The sequence below is a fragment of the Mycolicibacterium novocastrense genome (assembly GCF_001570485.1).
GTDB classification, from domain to species: Bacteria; Actinomycetota; Actinomycetes; order Mycobacteriales; family Mycobacteriaceae; genus Mycobacterium; species Mycobacterium novocastrense.
This window is the reverse complement of sequence record NZ_BCTA01000069.1, coordinates 126,982-142,576: the sequence shown is the minus strand read 5'-3', so window position 1 is coordinate 142,576 and position 15,595 is coordinate 126,982. Positions and strand designations below refer to the sequence as shown.

Genomic DNA, 15,595 nt, shown 5'->3' with positions numbered 1-15,595 from the left:
CCTAGATCTTAGGGTGCTCTCCGTCGCCGATCAGCAGCCGCACTGCGAGGTCCAGTCGCTTGCTGACGTCGGTTGCCGAGGCTCGTCTGGTCAGCCAGGCGAGCAGGTTGGACAGCCAGACGTCGGAGATGACGCGCGCGATGTGGTACTGGTCCTCGGTCGGCTCACCGTCGCTCATGGCGCGGGCGAACATCGAGTCCATCAGCTTGCCGACGTGGTCGACCTCACCGGCCGCCGACGCGTCGGCGAACACGAACGCCCGCGTCATCGCCTCGGTCAACAGCGGATTGCGCTGCATCGCGCGGTTGAGCTTGCCCACCATGATGTTCAGCCGCTGATACGGCGTGCCACCGGCCAGCGAGGCGCGGTCGGTCTTGGCGTCGATGCGCTCGAACTCGCGTCCCAGCGCGGAGACCAGCAGGTGCACTTTGGACGGGAAGTACCGGTACAGGGTGCCGACCGCGACGTCGGCCCGTTCGGCCACAGCTCGCATTTGGACGGCTTCGTAGCCGCCCTTGGAAGCGATGGCCAGTGTGGCGTCCAGGATGCGCTTGCGGCGCTCGCGCTGGGCTTCCGAGCCGAGCTCTGACTCGGACAGGACCGCCACGTTCATCACCTGACGAGGTCGAGAGTCCGACTGCGCGCCCGGGTTGGCGGCTGCTGGCTGAGACGGGCCGGACATGCGGCGGGTTTCTCCTTCGCTATGCGTTCTCGTCAGAAACGATACGCATGCATATGCACTTTTCTCACTCCGATGTCCCCGACGGCACCGACGTGTCCTGCTGTAATGGCGGTCGACTTGACGGTCGGTCGCTGGCACTATTAGAACACGTTCTAGTGAGGAGCACCGTCTTCTCACCCAATAGCTAGGAGTGGACGGTGTCGCTCGCATCCCCGGGGACCATGGCCGACGACCAGGCTGCCGTCAGGGAGCTGGTGCGCGACTGGGCAAGCGCTTCCGGCGTCGTCGCCGCGGCGCGAGACGTCGAGCAGGGGCAGGCGGACGCCTGGCGCGGAGCCTATTCGGGTCTGGCCGACCTCGGGATCTTCGGGGTGGCGCTGCCGGAGGAGCACGGCGGCGCCGACGGCACGGTCGACGACCTGTGCGCGATGGTCGACGAGGCGGCGGCCGCGCTGGTGCCGGGTCCCGTCGCGACGACCGCACTGGCCACGCTCGTGCTCGAGCCGCCAGAAGTGCTGCAGGCGCTGGCTTCGGGCGAGCGGGTCGCCGGGGTGGCGTTGGCGGCAGACGTGCGGTTTGCCGACGGCCGGGCCTCGGGCACCGCGGACTACGTGCTCGGGGCCGATCCCACCGGGGTGCTGCTGGTGCCGGCCGGCGACGTCTTCGTCATGGTCGACGCCGGTGCGGACGGCGTCTCCGTCGAGCCCCGCAAGGCCACCGACTTCTCCCGGCCGCTGGCGCGCGTCGTACTCGAGTCCGCGCCCGCCGAGGCGGTCAGCGCTCCAGCACAGCGAGTGATCGATGTCGCCGCCGCCGTCATGGCGGCCGAGGCCGCGGGTCTGGCGCGCTGGGCGTTGCAGACCGCGACCGAGTACGCGAAGGTGCGCGAGCAGTTCGGCAAGCCCATCGGCAGTTTCCAGGCCATCAAGCACATGTGCGCCGAGATGCTGCTGCGGTCCGAGCAGGCCTCGGTGGCCGCCATGGATGCGGCAAGAGCTGCGGCGGCCGTCTTATCCGGTGACGGCGACGACAACCAACTCTCGATCGCCGCGGCGGTGGCCGCCGCCGTCGGGATCGAGGCCGCCAAGGCCAACGCCAAGGACTGCATCCAGGTGTTGGGCGGCATCGGGATCACCTGGGAGCACGACGCGCATCTGTATCTGCGTCGCGCCTACGGCATTTCGCACTTCCTCGGCGGAGCGCCGCGCTGGTTGCGTCGAGTTGCGGCGTTGACGCAACAGGGTGTGCGCCGTGACCTGCGCATCGATCTCGAGTCGGTTGCCGACCTGCGCCCCGAGATCGCCTCTGCCGTCGCGGAAGTCGCAGCGTTGCCCGTCGAGAAACAGCAGGCCGCGCTCGCCGATGCGGGTTTGCAGGCACCGCACTGGCCCAAGCCGTACGGCCGCGGGGCCGGCCCCGCCGAGCAGTTGTTGATCGACCAGGAGTTGGCGGCCGCCGGAGTCACCCGGCCGGACCTGGTGATCGGATGGTGGGCTGCGCCAACGATTCTCGAGCACGGCACCCCCGAACAGATCGAGAAGTTCGTACCCGCGACGCTGCGGGGCGAACTGCAGTGGTGCCAGCTGTTCTCCGAGCCGGGCGCCGGATCGGATCTGGCGGCGCTGCGCACGAAGGCGGTTCGCGTGGACGGCGCGACCGCGAGCGGCGCAGACAAACCGGGCTGGAAGTTGACCGGTCAGAAGGTGTGGACCTCGGCGGCGCACAAGGCAGCGTGGGGCGTATGCCTTGCGCGCACCGATCCGGATGCGCCAAAGCACAAGGGGATCACGTACTTCCTCGTCGACATGAAATCTCCGGGCATCGACATCCGCCCGCTGCGCGAGATCACCGGGGACAACCTGTTCAACGAGGTGTTCTTCGACGAGGTGTTCGTGCCCGACGAGATGGTGGTCGGCCAGGTCAACGACGGATGGCGGCTGGCGCGCACCACGCTGGCGAATGAGCGGGTCGCGATGGCTCACGGCACCGCGCTGGGCAATCCGATGGAGGAGTTGCTCAAACAGGTCGCCACGCTGGACTTCGACGTGGCCGGCCAGGACCGGTTGGGTTCGTTGATCGTGGCGGCTCAGGTTGGCTCACTGCTGGATCAGAAGATCGCCGAACTCGCTGTCGGAGGCCAGGATCCCGGCCCGCAGGCCAGCGCGCGCAAGCTGATCGGCGTGCGCTACCGGCAGGCGCTCGCCGAATTGCGGATGGAATTGTCCGAGGGCGGGGGCGTGGTCGAGAACTCGACGGTGTTCGACTTCCTCAACACCCGGTGCCTGACCATCGCGGGCGGGACCGAGCAGATCCTGCTCACCCTCGCAGGCGAACGACTGCTGGGGCTGCCCCGTTAGCTGAACGCGGCCTGCGCGCACGCGTCCGGCGAGGTGATGTTGACCCCGCCGTAGACCACCTGGATGTGCGAGCACACGATCAGTGGAACGTCGGTGCGGGGCGCGCCGGTGCGCTGATCGACCGGCCAGGCGATCCCGCGGAACTGGAACTTCTCGGGCGGTCCGCCCCCGAAGTAGATGGTCGTGAACTCCACGTCGGTCAGCGATTTGAACGACCGGGTGTTGGGCGCATCGAAGTTGAAGTTGATGTACACGCTGCGATCCATGGTGCGCAGCGTCGTGGTCTGGCGGGCCCACAGGTCGCCGGGGAAGCCGAGTACGTCTGGGCCGCGGCGCAGGTTGGCGTTGGCGTCGAACAAGCACTTGGCCTCGGCCGCGATGCAGTTCGCGGTCACGTGCATCTCGAGGTTGGTGCCGGGGTCGACCGGAACCGAGGAGTCCGCGGTGTCGACGGCCGCGGCCGCCGTCGGGGTGGGTGCCATGACCGTCAGCGCCAGCAGGATCACCGAGATCGCCGCAGCGACGCCGGTCAACCGGTTCGTCACGTTGCTCCCCTTCCACGTGCGGCGAATGCTAGCCCGCGCGCTATTCGTCATAGGTGACTTCGACCGAATCCGAGCGGGGCAGGGCTTGGCAGCCCAGGATCAGCCCCTCGTCGAGGTCGGACTGTTCGAGCACGTCGTTGACGTCCATCTCGACGTCGCCGCTCTTCTTCAGCACCGCGCACGCGCCGCAATGGCCCTCGCGGCAGGAGAACGGCGCGTCGAGCCCCTTGTCCAGCAGCACGTCGAGCAGTTTGGCGTTGCGGGGCCACCGCACCTCGTGGGTTTCGCCGTCGAGCGTGACGATCGCGGTGGCCGGACCCTCGTCGCTGTCGTCCTCCTCGATGACCACCGCCGCGAACGGATCGGAGTCCAGAGACTTGAACACCTCGATGTGCACCCGCTCGGCGGGCATGCCCGCGCCCTTGACCGCCTCCTCGGCCGCGGCCATGAACGGCCCCGGACCACAGATGTAGGCGTCGTGACTCGTGTAGGGAGCGGTCAGCGCGGCGAGCGCCGCCGCGCTCGGCAGACCCTGCACCGTTTCCAGCCAGTGCACGACGACCAACCGCTCGGGATACTTCTCGCTCAGCTCACGTAGCGCCGAGCCGAAGATGACGGACGTCTCGTCCCGGTTGGCGTAGATCAGCACGACCTTGCCGCTGCCCTCGGCGAGCGCCGACTTGCAGATCGACATCATCGGCGTGATCCCGGAGCCGGCGGCCAACAGCAGGAAGTCGGTGTCCAGCGTCTTGGGCACGAAGGTGCCCGAAGGCGCGAGGACGTGGATCTTCATGCCGGCGTGCGCGTGATCGCACAGCCAGTTCGAGGCGTACCCGTCGGCGGTGCGCTTGACGGTGACGGTCAGCCGGTCGTCGGTGAAGGGCGAACTGCACAGGGAGTAGCAGCGCGCCACCGAACCCGTCCGGTCGCTGGGCACGCGCAGTGTCAGGAACTGTCCTGGCGCATAGCGCAACCGTTCGGCCGGTATATCGGCGCCGGAGGGCACGCTGAACACCAGCGAGCGCGCGTCGTCGGTCTCGGTGACGACATCGGCAAGTTCCAGCTCGAGCACGTGGCTGCCGAGCGGCTCGTCGGTCACTTTCGCGTCCACCTCTCACGTCCGCCAGCCCTGCGACCCAGGGCGATAACTAGAACAGGTTACAGAAATGCATGTGTGCAGGTCCAGGTCCTACAGGTATGCCCTACTCGACACGAATCGTAACGTGTTCTAATCTGACGGCTAAGCGGTTCGCGCTTCGCGTGAGTGCTCATCGCAGTTGTGGGCTCTTCGCGCGAGCGCTCATCGCAGTCCGTCCTATCCCGGGAGGCACATCAGTGACGTCCATTGAACAGCGTGACGTGCAGTCGGTCCTAGCCGGGATCGACGATCTACTGCCGCTGATCGCCAAACGCGCACAGGCCACCGAAGACCTGCGCCGCCTCCCCGACGACACGGTCAACGAACTCAACGAGGTCGGCTTCTTCAAGCTGCTTCAGCCCGAACAGTGGGGCGGAATGCAGTGCGATCCGACGCTCTTCTACGAGGCGGTGCGCCGCCTTGCCAGCGTCTGCGGCTCGACCGGTTGGGTCAGCTCGATCATCGGCGTGCACAACTGGCACCTGGCGCTGTTCGACCAGAAGGCGCAGGAAGAGGTGTGGGGCGACGATCCCGCCGTGCGGATCTCCTCGTCGTATGCGCCGATGGGGGCGGGCACCGTCGTCGACGGCGGCTACATCGTCAACGGTTCCTGGAACTGGTCGTCGGGTTGTGACCACGCCACGTGGACGTTCGTCGGCGGCCCGGTGATCAAGGACGGCAAGCCGGTGGACTTCGGCAGCTTCCTGATTCCGCGCTCTGAATACGAGATCGACGACGTGTGGCATGTGGTGGGCCTGAAGGGAACCGGGAGCAACACGCTCAAGGTCAAGGACGTGTTCGTGCCACGGCACCGCTTCCTGTCCTACAAGGCGATGAACGACCGCACCGCGGGCGGGCTGGAGACCAACACCGCACCGGTCTACAAGATGCCGTGGGGCACAGTGCATCCCACCACCATCTCCGCGCCCATCGTCGGTATGGCGTACGGCGCGTACGACGCGCACGTCGAACATCAGGGCAAGCGGGTGCGCGCGGCGTTTGCGGGTGAGAAGGCCAAGGACGATCCGTTCGCCAAGATCCGGATCGCCGAGGCCGCCAGCGATATCGACGCGGCCTGGCGTCAGCTGATGGGCAATGTCGGCGACGAGTACGCCTTGCTGAAAGCGGGTGAGGAGATTCCGTTCGAGCTGCGCGCCCGCGCCCGCCGTGACCAGGTGCGCGCGACCGGCCGTGCGATCGCCTCGATCGACCGCCTCTTCGAGGCTTCCGGTGCCACCGCGTTGAGCAACGACGCACCGGTGCAACGGTTCTGGCGGGACGCCCACGCCGGGCGTGTACACGCCGCCAACGATCCCGAACGCGCCTACCTGATCTTCGGCAACAACGAGTTCGGGCTGCCGCCGCAGGACACGATGGTTTAACGGGAAGGCCAGATGACCTCATACATCCAGGAAACCGAGCAGCAGGTCGAGGTCACCTTCGAATCGACGTCCCGGTACGCGCAGGTTCGCGCTGGTGAACGAGACATGCGGCTGCACTACCACGAAGCCGGCGTCGGCCACTCGGAGACGGTCGTGCTGCTGCACGGCGGCGGACCCGGCGCGTCGAGCTGGTCGAACTTCTCCAAAAACATCGCGGTGCTCGCCAGGCACTTTCACGTCATCGCCGTCGACCAGCCCGGTTACGGCCACTCCGACAAACACACCGAGCACGAGCAGTACAACCGCTACAGCGCGAACGCCGTGCTCGGGTTGTTCGACCACCTGGGCATCGAACGCGCTGCGCTGGTGGGCAATTCGCTCGGCGGGGGGACCGCGGTGCGGTTCGCGCTCGACAATCCCAAGCGGGCAGGCCGGCTCGTGCTGATGGGGCCCGGCGGGCTATCGGTCAACCTCTTCGCGCCCGACCCCACCGAGGGCGTCAAACTGCTCGGCAAGTTCACCGCCGAGCCCACGCGCGAGAACATGGAGAAGTTCCTGCGCATCATGGTTCACGACCAGAACCTGATCACCGGTGAGCTGATCGACGAACGGTTCGAGATCGCCAGCCAGCCCGAGTCACTGGCCGCGGCCAAGGCGATGGGAATGTCGTTCGCGGGCGCGGACTTCGAGCTCGGCATGATGTGGCGCGAGGTGTACAAGCTGCGCCAGCCGGTCCTGCTGATCTGGGGCCGCGAGGATCGCGTCAACCCGCTCGACGGCGCGCTGGTGGCGCTCAAACAGATTCCGCGCGTGCAGCTGCACGTCTTCGGACAGTGCGGACACTGGGCGCAGCTGGAGAAGTTCGACGAATTCAACAAGCTCACCATCGATTTCTTGAAACCTTCTCGGGAGGGCGTGCGATGACCATCAAATCGCTTGGCTACCTTCGGATCGAGGCAACGGACATCGCGGCGTGGCGCGAGTACGGCCTGAAGGTGCTCGGCATGGTCGAGGGCTCCGGCCAGACCGACGGCGCGCTCTATCTGCGGATGGACGAGTTCCCGGCCCGATTGGTGATCGTGCCGGGAGAGCACGACCGCCTGCTGCAGTCCGGCTGGGAGACCGCCAATGCCGAGCAATTGCAGGACATCCGGAACCGGCTCGACATCCAAGGTGTGCCGTACAAGGAGGCTTCGGCCGCCGAGCTGGCCGAACGCCGGGTCGACGAGATGATCCGCTTCGACGACCCGTCGGGTAACACGCTCGAGGTCTTCCACGGCGTCGCGCTCGAGCACCGCCGCGTCGTCAGCCCGTACGGCCACAAGTTCGTCACCGAGCAGCAGGGCCTGGGCCACGTCGTGCTGACCACCCGTGACGACGCCGAAACGCTGCACTTCTATCGGGACGTGCTCGGGTTTCATCTGCGTGACTCGATGCGGTTGCCGCCGCAGCTGGTCGGACGGCCCGCCGATGGCGCGCCCGCGTGGCTGCGCTTCCTCGGGGTCAACCCGCGCCACCACAGCCTGGCGTTCATGCCGGGTGAGACGCCGAGCGGCATCGTGCACCTGATGGTCGAGGTGGAAAGTGCCGACGACGTCGGGCTCTGCCTGGACCGCGCGTTGCGCCGCAAGGTGCCGATGTCGGCGACGCTGGGCCGCCACGTCAACGACAAGATGCTGTCGTTCTACATGAAGACGCCGGGTGGTTTCGACGTCGAATTCGGTTGTGAGGGCTTGCAAGTCGAGAGCGAGGACTGGGTCGCGCGGGAAAGCACCGCGGTCAGCCTGTGGGGCCACGACTTCAGCGTCGGCTTCAAGTGACGGTGAAGATCACTCGATAATGGCGGCCGAACCGATCGATCCGCGCACATTCCGTAGCGTGCTCGGGCAGTTCTGCACGGGCATCACGGTGATCACCACGGTCCACGACGGCGTGCCGGTCGGATTCGCGTGCCAGTCGTTCGCCGCGTTGAGCCTGGATCCACCGCTGGTGCTGTTCTGCCCGACGAAGATGTCGCGGTCGTGGCAGGCCATCGAGGCCAGCGGTCATTTCTGCGTGAACGTGCTGCACGAGAACCAGAAGGACGTCTCGGCGCGGTTCGGCTCCAAGGAGCCCGACAAGTTCGCCGAAATCGACTGGTATCAGTCGAAACTGGGTTCACCGGTCATCGAGGGCACGCTCGCTCACATCGACTGCTCGGTGCATTCGGTGCACGACGGGGGCGACCACTTCGTCGTGTTCGGCGCGGTGTATTCGCTGTCGGACGTCCCGCACCGCAAGCCGCGGCCGCTGCTGTTCTACCGCGGGCAGTACACCGGTATCGAGCCGGAGAAGAACACGCCCGCGCAATGGCGCGACGACCTCGAGGCCTTCCTCACCGCCACCACCGACGACACCTGGCTCTAGCCCGGCTACACCAACTCGTCGATGAAGCCGACGATCGTCGCCGCGACCTCCCGATGCACGGTCTCATTGAGAACGTCGTGACGTGCGCCCTCGAATTCGGCGAGGCGCAACGAGTCGATCTGCTCGGAGTAGGCCCGCACCGCCCCGACCGCAGCGATCGGATCATTCGAACCGTGCACGGCCAGGGTCGGCACCGCCAGCTTCGGCAGGACGGCGCCGAACCGGTCCCAGGCCCGGTCGAGTTCCCGCGTCAGCGCCACACCGTCGGCATCGACGAATGCCAGCGGGTCGGTCGCCAGCAGGTCGAGGTAGAACGGGTCTTCGGACAGCCAACTGGGCTCGAGGCGCAGTGCGGTGTCGTTGTCGAGCATCGCCGGGATCGGCACCAGCGGAGCGCCCGAGACAACCCCGCCGGCATAACGGTCGGGCTGGTCGAGCAGCCGGAACAGCGTGACGATCGAGCCGAACGAATGCCCTTGTGCAATCAACGGTACTGCGGGCGTGGCACTTTCGACGAGCGAGATCAGGGCGTCGGCAAGCGAGGAGCTGTCCTCGGTTGATCCGAAGTCCCCGCGGGTGCCCGGGCTCAAACCGTGGCCGAACTGGTCGACGGCCCACAGGTCGATGCCCGCGGCGTTGAGCGCAAAGCCGTATCGGTGGTAGAGCCCGGTGTGCTCGCCGAAGCCGTGCAGGAAGATCACCGCCGCGCGCGGCTGCGCCGACGCCCAGTGGCGGTAGTAGGCCCGGCCCTTCGGGTGGTCGATGAACGGCATACCGACGACGTTAACCCTTGCCCAGCAACACGTCGTGCTGGTCGTGCATCCTGTCGCGGATCGCGTCCACGACGGCCGCCACCTCGGGCCGGCGCAGTGTTTCACCACGGGTGACGAGCCAGTACGTCAGCCGCACCGACGCCTCGCTGCGCAGGACGCGCACGAGATCGGCGTGGCGGTCGGCCATGAAGCAGGGCAGCAGCCCGAGTCCCGCGGCGGCGCGGGTCGCCTCAACGTGGACGAAAACGTTCGTCGACGTGACGGACTCCCGCATCGCGGGTGCGAAACTCGTCGCCGCATCGAGGTCGTCGACCTGCAACATCGAGTCGATGAAATAGACCAGCGGATGACGGTTCAGGTCGGCGACGGTGATCGGCGTACCGTGCTCGGCCAGGTAGTCACGGGAGCCGTAGAGGCCGAGGCAGTAATCACCGAGCCTGATCGCCCTGGCCCGATGCACTCGCGGTTCGCCGACGACGACCTCGACGTCCAGCCCGGACCTCTGCTGGGTCGCGCGGCGGGTGGCGGCGACGATCTCGACGGCCACATTGGGATGTTGCCGTTGCACACGCGCGGCGGCGGGCGCCGCGATGTAGGCGGAGAAGCCGTCGGTGGCCGAGATCCGGACGACGCCCTCGAGCGCACGTTCGCCGGCGGGGTCGACGGCCAGCGAGCGCACGGCCGAGTCGATGACCTCCGCTGCGGCCAGCGCTTCGCGTCCGAGTTCGGTGAGTTCCCATCCGCCCGCGCCGCGGGCCAGCACGCGTCCACCCACCGACTCCTCGAGTGCGGCGATACGCCTGGAGATCGTGGTGTGGTTGAGGCCCAGCTCCTCCGCGGCCGCGTTGTACCGGCCCGACCGGCCGACCGCCAGCAGCACCAGGAGGTCATCGGCGCTCGGTCGTCGCCGACCCGACGGCTGGGTCATATGTGCATTTTTGCAGATACTCCCTGCACCTTTCGCCATTGCCCGGTGACCTATCTGCGGGAATACTCACAGGCGACTTGTCTGCCATCACAACCCGAAGGAGTCTGCGATGGGCGTCACCAACCCCGACAGCGGCGCCGCGCCGGTCCCCACCGGACTCAAACGCGTCGTGGTCGCCTCGATGGCAGGCACCGTCGTCGAGTGGTACGAATTCTTCCTCTACGCCACCGCCGCCACTCTCGTCTTCAACAAGGTGTTCTTCGCAGAAAGCACCAGTGAGGCCAGCGGCCTGATCGCCGCACTCCTGACCTACGCCGTCGGATTCGTGGCACGGCCGCTGGGCGGCATCGTCTTCGGTCACTTCGGTGACAAGTACGGGCGCAAGAAGCTGTTGCAGTTCGCGATTCTGCTCGTCGGCGCCGTCACCTTCCTCATGGGGTGCTTGCCGACCTACGCGCAGATCGGCGTGTGGGCGCCGATCCTGTTGGTGGTCCTGCGGTTCATGCAGGGCTTCGCGGTCGGAGGTGAATGGGGTGGCGCGGTCCTGCTGGTCGCCGAGCACAGCCCCAACGACCGGCGCGGCTTCTGGGCCAGCTGGCCGCAAGCGGCGGTGCCGGTGGGCAATATGCTCGCCACCGTCGTCTTGCTGGTGTTGACCGCCGCGCTGCCGGAGACGGCGTTCCTGTCCTGGGGATGGCGGGTCGCGTTCTGGCTGTCGGCGGTGGTCGTGCTGATCGGGTACTACATCCGGACCAAAGTCACCGATGCTCCGATCTTCGTGGCCGCACAAGAAGAGGTCGAGCGCGTCAAGGCCGTCTCGTACGGCGTGGTCGAGGTGCTGAAGCGTTATCCCCGTGGCGTTTTCACCGCGATGGGCCTGCGGTTCGCCGAGAACATCATGTACTACCTGGTGGTCACCTTCTCGATCGTCTACCTCAAGACACACGTCGGCGCGGACACCAGCGACATCCTGTGGTGGTTGCTGGTCGCGCACGCGGTGCACTTTGTGGTGATCCCGCAAGTGGGGCGGTTGTCCGATCGGTTCGGCAGACGGCCGGTGTACATCGTCGGGGCGATCCTCGGAGGCACGTGGGGCTTCTTCGCGTTTCCGATGATGAACAGTGGTTCCTACGCGCTGATCATGGCCGCCATCATCCTCGGGCTCGTCATCCACGCGCTGATGTACTCACCGCAGCCCGCGATCATGGCCGAGATGTTCCCGACCCGCATGCGGTATTCCGGTGTCTCCCTCGGGTATCAGGTGACATCGATCGTCGCCGGATCGCTCGCGCCGGCCATCGCCACCTGGCTGCTCGACAAATTCGACTCGGCGGTGCCGATCGCTCTCTATCTCGCGGGCGCTTCGCTGATCACCCTGGTGGCCGCGTTGTTCAACCGTGAGACCAAGGGCCTCGATCTCGCGACACTGGACGCAGCCGATCGTGAGCAACTCGCCAAAGCGGGTGTCGTATGAGCGATCTCGACGGGCGCACCGCTTTGGTCACCGGCGGCGCCAGTGGGATCGGCGCGGCTTGTGCGCGTGCCTTGGCCCAGCGTGGGGCGACGGTCACCGTCGCGGACCTCGACGAGGGCGGCGCTAACAAAGTCGCCGACGAAATCGATGGAAAAGCCTGGGCGATAGACCTTTCCGATGTGTCAGCGCTCGAGGAGCTTCGGCTGCAGACCGATATCCTGGTCAACAACGCCGGGGTACAGCATGTCAGCCCAATCCACGAGTTTCCGCCCGAGCGCTTCCGCTTCATCCTCGCGTTGATGCTCGAAGCGCCGTTTTTGTTGATCCGTGCGGCGTTGCCGCACATGTACGAGCGCAAGTTCGGGCGCGTCATCAACATCTCATCTGTGCACGGTCTGCGCGCCTCGGAGTACAAGAGCGGCTACGTCACCGCCAAGCACGGGTTGGAGGGGTTGTCGAAGGTGACGGCTCTGGAAGGCGGTCCGCACGGCGTCACGAGCAACTGCGTCGACCCCGGTTATGTGCGGACCCCGCTGGTGACCAAGCAGATCGCCGATCAGGCCCGCACCCACGGCATCGACGAGGATAAGGTGGTCGCCGACATTCTGTTGAAGGAGAGCGCGATCAAGCGACTTGTCGAACCCGAAGAAGTTGCCTCCCTGGTGACCTGGCTCGCCTCGCCGGACGCGGTGATGGTGACCGGAGCGTCGTACACGATGGACGGCGGGTGGAGCGCCCGATGACCGCCACCCCGCAATGGACACCCACCGAAGCCGATGTCGCCGGAGCGCGGGTCACCGACTTCGCACAGTTCGTGCAGCGCCGCACCGGCCGAAACCACCCCGACTACGAGTCGCTGTGGCAGTGGTCGACCGACGAGCCGGATGCGTTCTGGGCCGCGTTGTGGGACTACTTCGACCTCGGTGACCGACCGGAAAAGGTGCTCGCATCCGCTGAAATGCCTGGGGCGCAGTGGTTCCCGGGGGTACAGCTCAACTATGTCGACCAGGTGATTCGCAATGCCCGGTCGGACCGGCCCGCCATCGTGTACCTGCGCGAGGGCGGGGATCCGGTCGATGTGTCGTGGAGCGAGTTGTTGGGACGTACGGCGGCGTTCGCACAGACGCTGCGTGACCTCGGTGTGAGCGCCGGCGACCGGGTCGTGGGCTATCTGCCTAATATTCCCGAGGCCGTGATCGCATTCCTCGCCACCGCCAGCCTCGGTGCGATCTGGAGTGCCTGCGGCCAGGACTATTCGGCGAAGGCCGCGCTCGACCGCCTGGGTCAGCTCGAACCGACGGTGCTGGTGACCACCGACGGCTATACCTACGGCGGGAAGTTCCACGACAAGGGCGCCGACATCGCCGCGCTGCAGAAGGGATTGCCGACGCTGCGTGCGACGGTGATGGCACCCGACCTCGCGGGCAGCAGCAGCAAGGAGCTGACCACGACACCGGTCGACTTCGCCCACCCGCTGTGGATCCTGTTCTCCTCGGGCACCACCGGGCTGCCCAAGGGCATCATGCACGGGCACGGCGGTGTGCTGGTCGAACACCTCAAAGCCGTGAGCCTGCAGTCGGACATCGGAGCTGACGACACCTTCTTCTGGTACACCAGCCCCAGCTGGATGATGTGGAACTTTCAGGTGGCCGGCCTGCTGGTCGGGGCGACGATCGTCTGCTACGACGGCAGTCCCAACGCACCGCGTCCGGATGCGCTCTGGGAGATCGCGGCGCGGGTCAAGGCGACCGTGCTGGGGACGAGCCCGGGCTACGTGCTGGGCTGCGCGAAGGCCGGCGCGGTGCCACGCAAGGAGCACGACCTGTCGGCGTTGCGCACGGTCGGCATCACCGGCTCGTCGCTGCCTCCGTCATCGTCACTGTGGTTGCGCGACAACGTCGGTGAGCATGTCCAGGTGTCGTCGATCAGCGGCGGTACTGACGTGGTGTCCGCTTTCATCGGCGGGGTCCGCACGGTCCCGGTGTGGCCGGGTGAGTTGTCGGCCCCGTACCTCGGATGCGCGCTGGACTCGTGGGACGAGTCCGGCAACCCGGTGCGCAACGAGGTCGGCGAGCTGGTGGTGACCCAGCCTTTGCCGTCGATGCCGGTCGGGTTTTGGAACGATCCCGACGGGTCGCGTTACCGCGCAGCGTATTTCGAGATGTTCCCCGGTGTGTGGCGACACGGCGACTGGATCACCATCACCGACCACGGCAGCATCATCGTGCACGGCCGCTCGGACTCGACCTTGAATCGGCACGGCATCCGGATGGGCAGCGCCGACATCTACCAGGCGGTCGAACGCCTGCCCGAGGTGGCGGAAGCCTTGATCATCGGCGTCGACGAACCCGACGGCGGATACTGGATGCCCCTCTTCGTGGTCCTCGCCGAGGGTGCCGAACTGACCGACGAGGTTCGCGACCGCATCAAAAACACCGTTCGCGAGGAAGTCTCGCCGCGGCATGTGCCCGACGAGATCATCGCCGCACCAGGTGTGCCGCACACCCGCACAGGCAAGAAGCTCGAGGTGCCGATCAAGAAGCTGTTCCAGGGAGCCGACGCCGCGAAGGTGGTCGAGCGCAGCGCCGTCGACGACCCGGATCTGCTCGACTGGTACGTCACGCAGCGTCGAACGTGACCAGGTCGATGCTGAGCCGGCCTTCGATCATGCTGACGTATCGCACGGGTGGACCGGGCAGCGGCGGTGCGGTCGATCGATACGTTGCGCCGGTGGGCGTGGTGAACTCGGCGCTGTGTAGGCCGTCGCGATCACTGGTCACCACCGACCAGCCGGGCGCTTCCTTGGCGTAGTTGCAGGCCTCGCATTCGCCTAGCCCGTTCAACGCACTCGTAGGCCCGGCTCGGTGCCGCGGCACCGCATGGTCGCGGTGGCGTATCGGTGCGTTGCAGTAAGGAGTGCGGCACGTCTGGTCTCGAATTCCGATGAATGCCGCCAAACCCTTTGGGAAGGTGCGGGCTTGGGATTCCATTGCGACGAGCTGACCGCTGACCGGATGGCGGTACAGACGCCGCAGCATCGCCTTGGCGGCGGCGGCGGTGGCCGCATCAACGGTCAGTGCTCTCGCGATCGAACTCGGTAGCGGACCGTATCCGTCGAGCCACGCGGGTGAATCGTCCTCACCCCACAGTGTGGTGTCGGCCATCACGAGGTTCAGCGTCACCGGCACGGGCTGCTCGACCGGACACCCCGTGACCCGTTCCACCAAGGTATCGGCCATCACTTGCCCGCGAGACCTGTCATCGAACGTGGTGTCGGCGGCGCGTTTCAACGCCGCGTAGACACTGACACCCTGCGCGACGGGCAGCAGGGCGGTAACCCACGTCATCGTGTCGGGGGCCGGACGGATGGTGACGCATCGGTCGGCAGCGGCTTTGGCGCTGCGATCCACGACCGCTTCGACGTCGAGCGCACAGGCAATCTTCTTGGCTTCCGCGGCGATCCGCTTGTCACCCCACCCCTCGAGACGCGCGGTGTCGCGGCACATCTCCGCATCCAGTCGGCGACGATGCTCGACACTCAAGCAAGCTGACTCGCGCACGATCAGGGTGGCGCGCCATTCCGAGAGCACTCCGGACTCCAAAGCCGCCAGGGTGCAGGGCATCTCGTCAACCAGAGCCGTGGCGAAGCCCAGGTGACGGCCTCCCTGCACCGGCGCATCGCGTCGTGCGAGTGCGACTTCTGTCGCCAAGCCGCGGCCCCGACGGTTCGCGGGCACACCCGCGGCCTCTTCGGCGGCGCGGCGTTTCTCCTTCCACAGCACGGTCGCGCGGGCTTGTGCCGCGGCGGCGCAGGACTTCAACCGCTCGAATCGCTCGACTGCGTCCCGTAAGTCCGCCTCGGAAGCACCCGGGTCCACATCGAACTGATATTCGAACATGCCCGAGACGC

The 15,595-nt window shown here is 66.6% G+C and carries 14 protein-coding genes; 8 read left to right on the top strand and 6 right to left on the bottom strand.

Features of this window, described 5'->3' with window-relative positions; genetic code table 11:
• Position 1: 1 nt before the first annotated feature.
• A complete protein-coding gene (kstR, locus tag RMCN_RS22930; protein WP_064412794.1) occupies positions 2-682 on the bottom strand; it encodes a cholesterol catabolism transcriptional regulator KstR in 681 nt (226 codons plus the stop codon).
• Between the two features lie 221 nt (positions 683-903).
• Here kstR and RMCN_RS22925 point away from each other — a divergent pair, with 221 nt between their 5' ends.
• Positions 904-3,039, top strand: coding sequence for an acyl-CoA dehydrogenase family protein (locus RMCN_RS22925; protein ID WP_067394013.1), 2,136 nt, complete (start codon positions 904-906; stop codon positions 3,037-3,039).
• On the opposite strand, the gene RMCN_RS22920 is transcribed toward RMCN_RS22925, so the two are convergent.
• Together RMCN_RS22920 and RMCN_RS22915 are read right to left on the bottom strand one after the other, a co-directional pair.
• Positions 3,036-3,584, bottom strand: a complete 549-nt coding sequence (locus RMCN_RS22920) for a hypothetical protein (RefSeq protein ID WP_201028915.1) — start codon at positions 3,582-3,584, stop codon at positions 3,036-3,038. The two genes, RMCN_RS22925 and RMCN_RS22920, sit on opposite strands and share 4 nt — an antisense overlap.
• Before the next feature lie 40 nt (positions 3,585-3,624).
• Positions 3,625-4,683, bottom strand: coding sequence for a ferredoxin--NADP reductase (locus RMCN_RS22915; protein ID WP_067394298.1), 1,059 nt, complete (start codon positions 4,681-4,683; stop codon positions 3,625-3,627).
• Positions 4,684-4,919: 236 nt separating this feature from the next.
• Between RMCN_RS22915 and hsaA the strand changes: the two genes are divergently transcribed.
• Genes hsaA through hsaB form a run of 4 tightly spaced genes read left to right on the top strand, consistent with a single transcriptional unit; the run spans position 4,920 to position 8,510 of the window.
• A complete protein-coding gene (gene hsaA, locus RMCN_RS22910) occupies positions 4,920-6,104 on the top strand; it encodes a 3-hydroxy-9,10-secoandrosta-1,3,5(10)-triene-9,17-dione monooxygenase oxygenase subunit (protein ID WP_064347907.1) in 1,185 nt (394 codons plus the stop codon).
• 12 nt (positions 6,105-6,116) lie between these two features.
• Complete coding sequence (gene hsaD, locus RMCN_RS22905) at positions 6,117-7,028, top strand: 4,5:9,10-diseco-3-hydroxy-5,9,17-trioxoandrosta-1(10),2-diene-4-oate hydrolase (protein ID WP_067394010.1); 912 nt, start codon at positions 6,117-6,119, stop codon at positions 7,026-7,028.
• Positions 7,025-7,924 (top strand): iron-dependent extradiol dioxygenase HsaC, encoded by a 900-nt coding sequence (gene hsaC, locus RMCN_RS22900; RefSeq protein ID WP_067394007.1) that lies wholly within the window; start codon positions 7,025-7,027, stop codon positions 7,922-7,924. The genes hsaD and hsaC overlap by 4 nt, the downstream gene beginning before the upstream one ends.
• 19 nt (positions 7,925-7,943) lie before the next feature.
• Positions 7,944-8,510 (top strand): 3-hydroxy-9,10-secoandrosta-1,3,5(10)-triene-9,17-dione monooxygenase reductase subunit, encoded by a 567-nt coding sequence (hsaB, locus tag RMCN_RS22895; protein WP_067394004.1) that lies wholly within the window; start codon positions 7,944-7,946, stop codon positions 8,508-8,510.
• Positions 8,511-8,515: 5 nt separating this feature from the next.
• Here the strand turns inward: hsaB and RMCN_RS22890 are convergent, their stop codons facing one another.
• Complete coding sequence (locus tag RMCN_RS22890; protein WP_067394001.1) at positions 8,516-9,283, bottom strand: alpha/beta fold hydrolase; 768 nt, start codon at positions 9,281-9,283, stop codon at positions 8,516-8,518.
• 10 nt (positions 9,284-9,293) lie between these two features.
• Positions 9,294-10,250, bottom strand: a complete 957-nt coding sequence (locus RMCN_RS22885) for a LysR family transcriptional regulator (RefSeq protein ID WP_067393988.1) — start codon at positions 10,248-10,250, stop codon at positions 9,294-9,296.
• A gap of 70 nt (positions 10,251-10,320) precedes the next feature.
• Between RMCN_RS22885 and RMCN_RS22880 the strand changes: the two genes are divergently transcribed.
• The 3 genes from RMCN_RS22880 to RMCN_RS22870 are packed head-to-tail and all read left to right on the top strand — an operon-like array spanning position 10,321 to position 14,323.
• Positions 10,321-11,685 (top strand): MFS transporter, encoded by a 1,365-nt coding sequence (locus tag RMCN_RS22880; RefSeq protein ID WP_067393981.1) that lies wholly within the window; start codon positions 10,321-10,323, stop codon positions 11,683-11,685.
• Positions 11,682-12,428 carry a 3-hydroxybutyrate dehydrogenase gene (locus RMCN_RS22875; RefSeq protein WP_067393979.1) on the top strand — a complete coding sequence of 249 codons (747 nt, stop codon included), beginning with the start codon at positions 11,682-11,684 and terminating at the stop codon, positions 12,426-12,428. The genes RMCN_RS22880 and RMCN_RS22875 overlap by 4 nt, the downstream gene beginning before the upstream one ends.
• Positions 12,425-14,323, top strand: coding sequence for an acetoacetate--CoA ligase (locus tag RMCN_RS22870; RefSeq protein ID WP_067394295.1), 1,899 nt, complete (start codon positions 12,425-12,427; stop codon positions 14,321-14,323). The genes RMCN_RS22875 and RMCN_RS22870 overlap by 4 nt, the downstream gene beginning before the upstream one ends.
• On the opposite strand, the gene RMCN_RS22865 is transcribed toward RMCN_RS22870, so the two are convergent.
• On the bottom strand, positions 14,304-15,584 hold the full coding sequence (locus RMCN_RS22865) for an HNH endonuclease (RefSeq protein WP_067393977.1): 1,281 nt from the start codon (positions 15,582-15,584) through the stop codon (positions 14,304-14,306). The two genes, RMCN_RS22870 and RMCN_RS22865, sit on opposite strands and share 20 nt — an antisense overlap.
• Between the last annotated feature and the right edge of the window lie 11 nt (positions 15,585-15,595).

Coding starts and splice junctions, on each gene's coding strand:
- RMCN_RS22925 (WP_067394013.1), top strand. CDS start 904: ATGGCCGACGACCAGGCTGCCGTCAGGGAGCTGGTGCGCGACTGGGCA.
- kstR (WP_064412794.1), bottom strand. CDS start 682: ATGTCCGGCCCGTCTCAGCCAGCAGCCGCCAACCCGGGCGCGCAGTCG.
- hsaD (WP_067394010.1), top strand. CDS start 6,117: ATGACCTCATACATCCAGGAAACCGAGCAGCAGGTCGAGGTCACCTTC.
- RMCN_RS22865 (WP_067393977.1), bottom strand. CDS start 15,584: ATGTTCGAATATCAGTTCGATGTGGACCCGGGTGCTTCCGAGGCGGAC.
- RMCN_RS22880 (WP_067393981.1), top strand. CDS start 10,321: ATGGGCGTCACCAACCCCGACAGCGGCGCCGCGCCGGTCCCCACCGGA.
- RMCN_RS22875 (WP_067393979.1), top strand. CDS start 11,682: ATGAGCGATCTCGACGGGCGCACCGCTTTGGTCACCGGCGGCGCCAGT.
- RMCN_RS22890 (WP_067394001.1), bottom strand. CDS start 9,283: ATGCCGTTCATCGACCACCCGAAGGGCCGGGCCTACTACCGCCACTGG.
- hsaB (WP_067394004.1), top strand. CDS start 7,944: ATGGCGGCCGAACCGATCGATCCGCGCACATTCCGTAGCGTGCTCGGG.
- hsaC (WP_067394007.1), top strand. CDS start 7,025: ATGACCATCAAATCGCTTGGCTACCTTCGGATCGAGGCAACGGACATC.
- RMCN_RS22870 (WP_067394295.1), top strand. CDS start 12,425: ATGACCGCCACCCCGCAATGGACACCCACCGAAGCCGATGTCGCCGGA.
- RMCN_RS22885 (WP_067393988.1), bottom strand. CDS start 10,250: ATGGCGAAAGGTGCAGGGAGTATCTGCAAAAATGCACATATGACCCAG.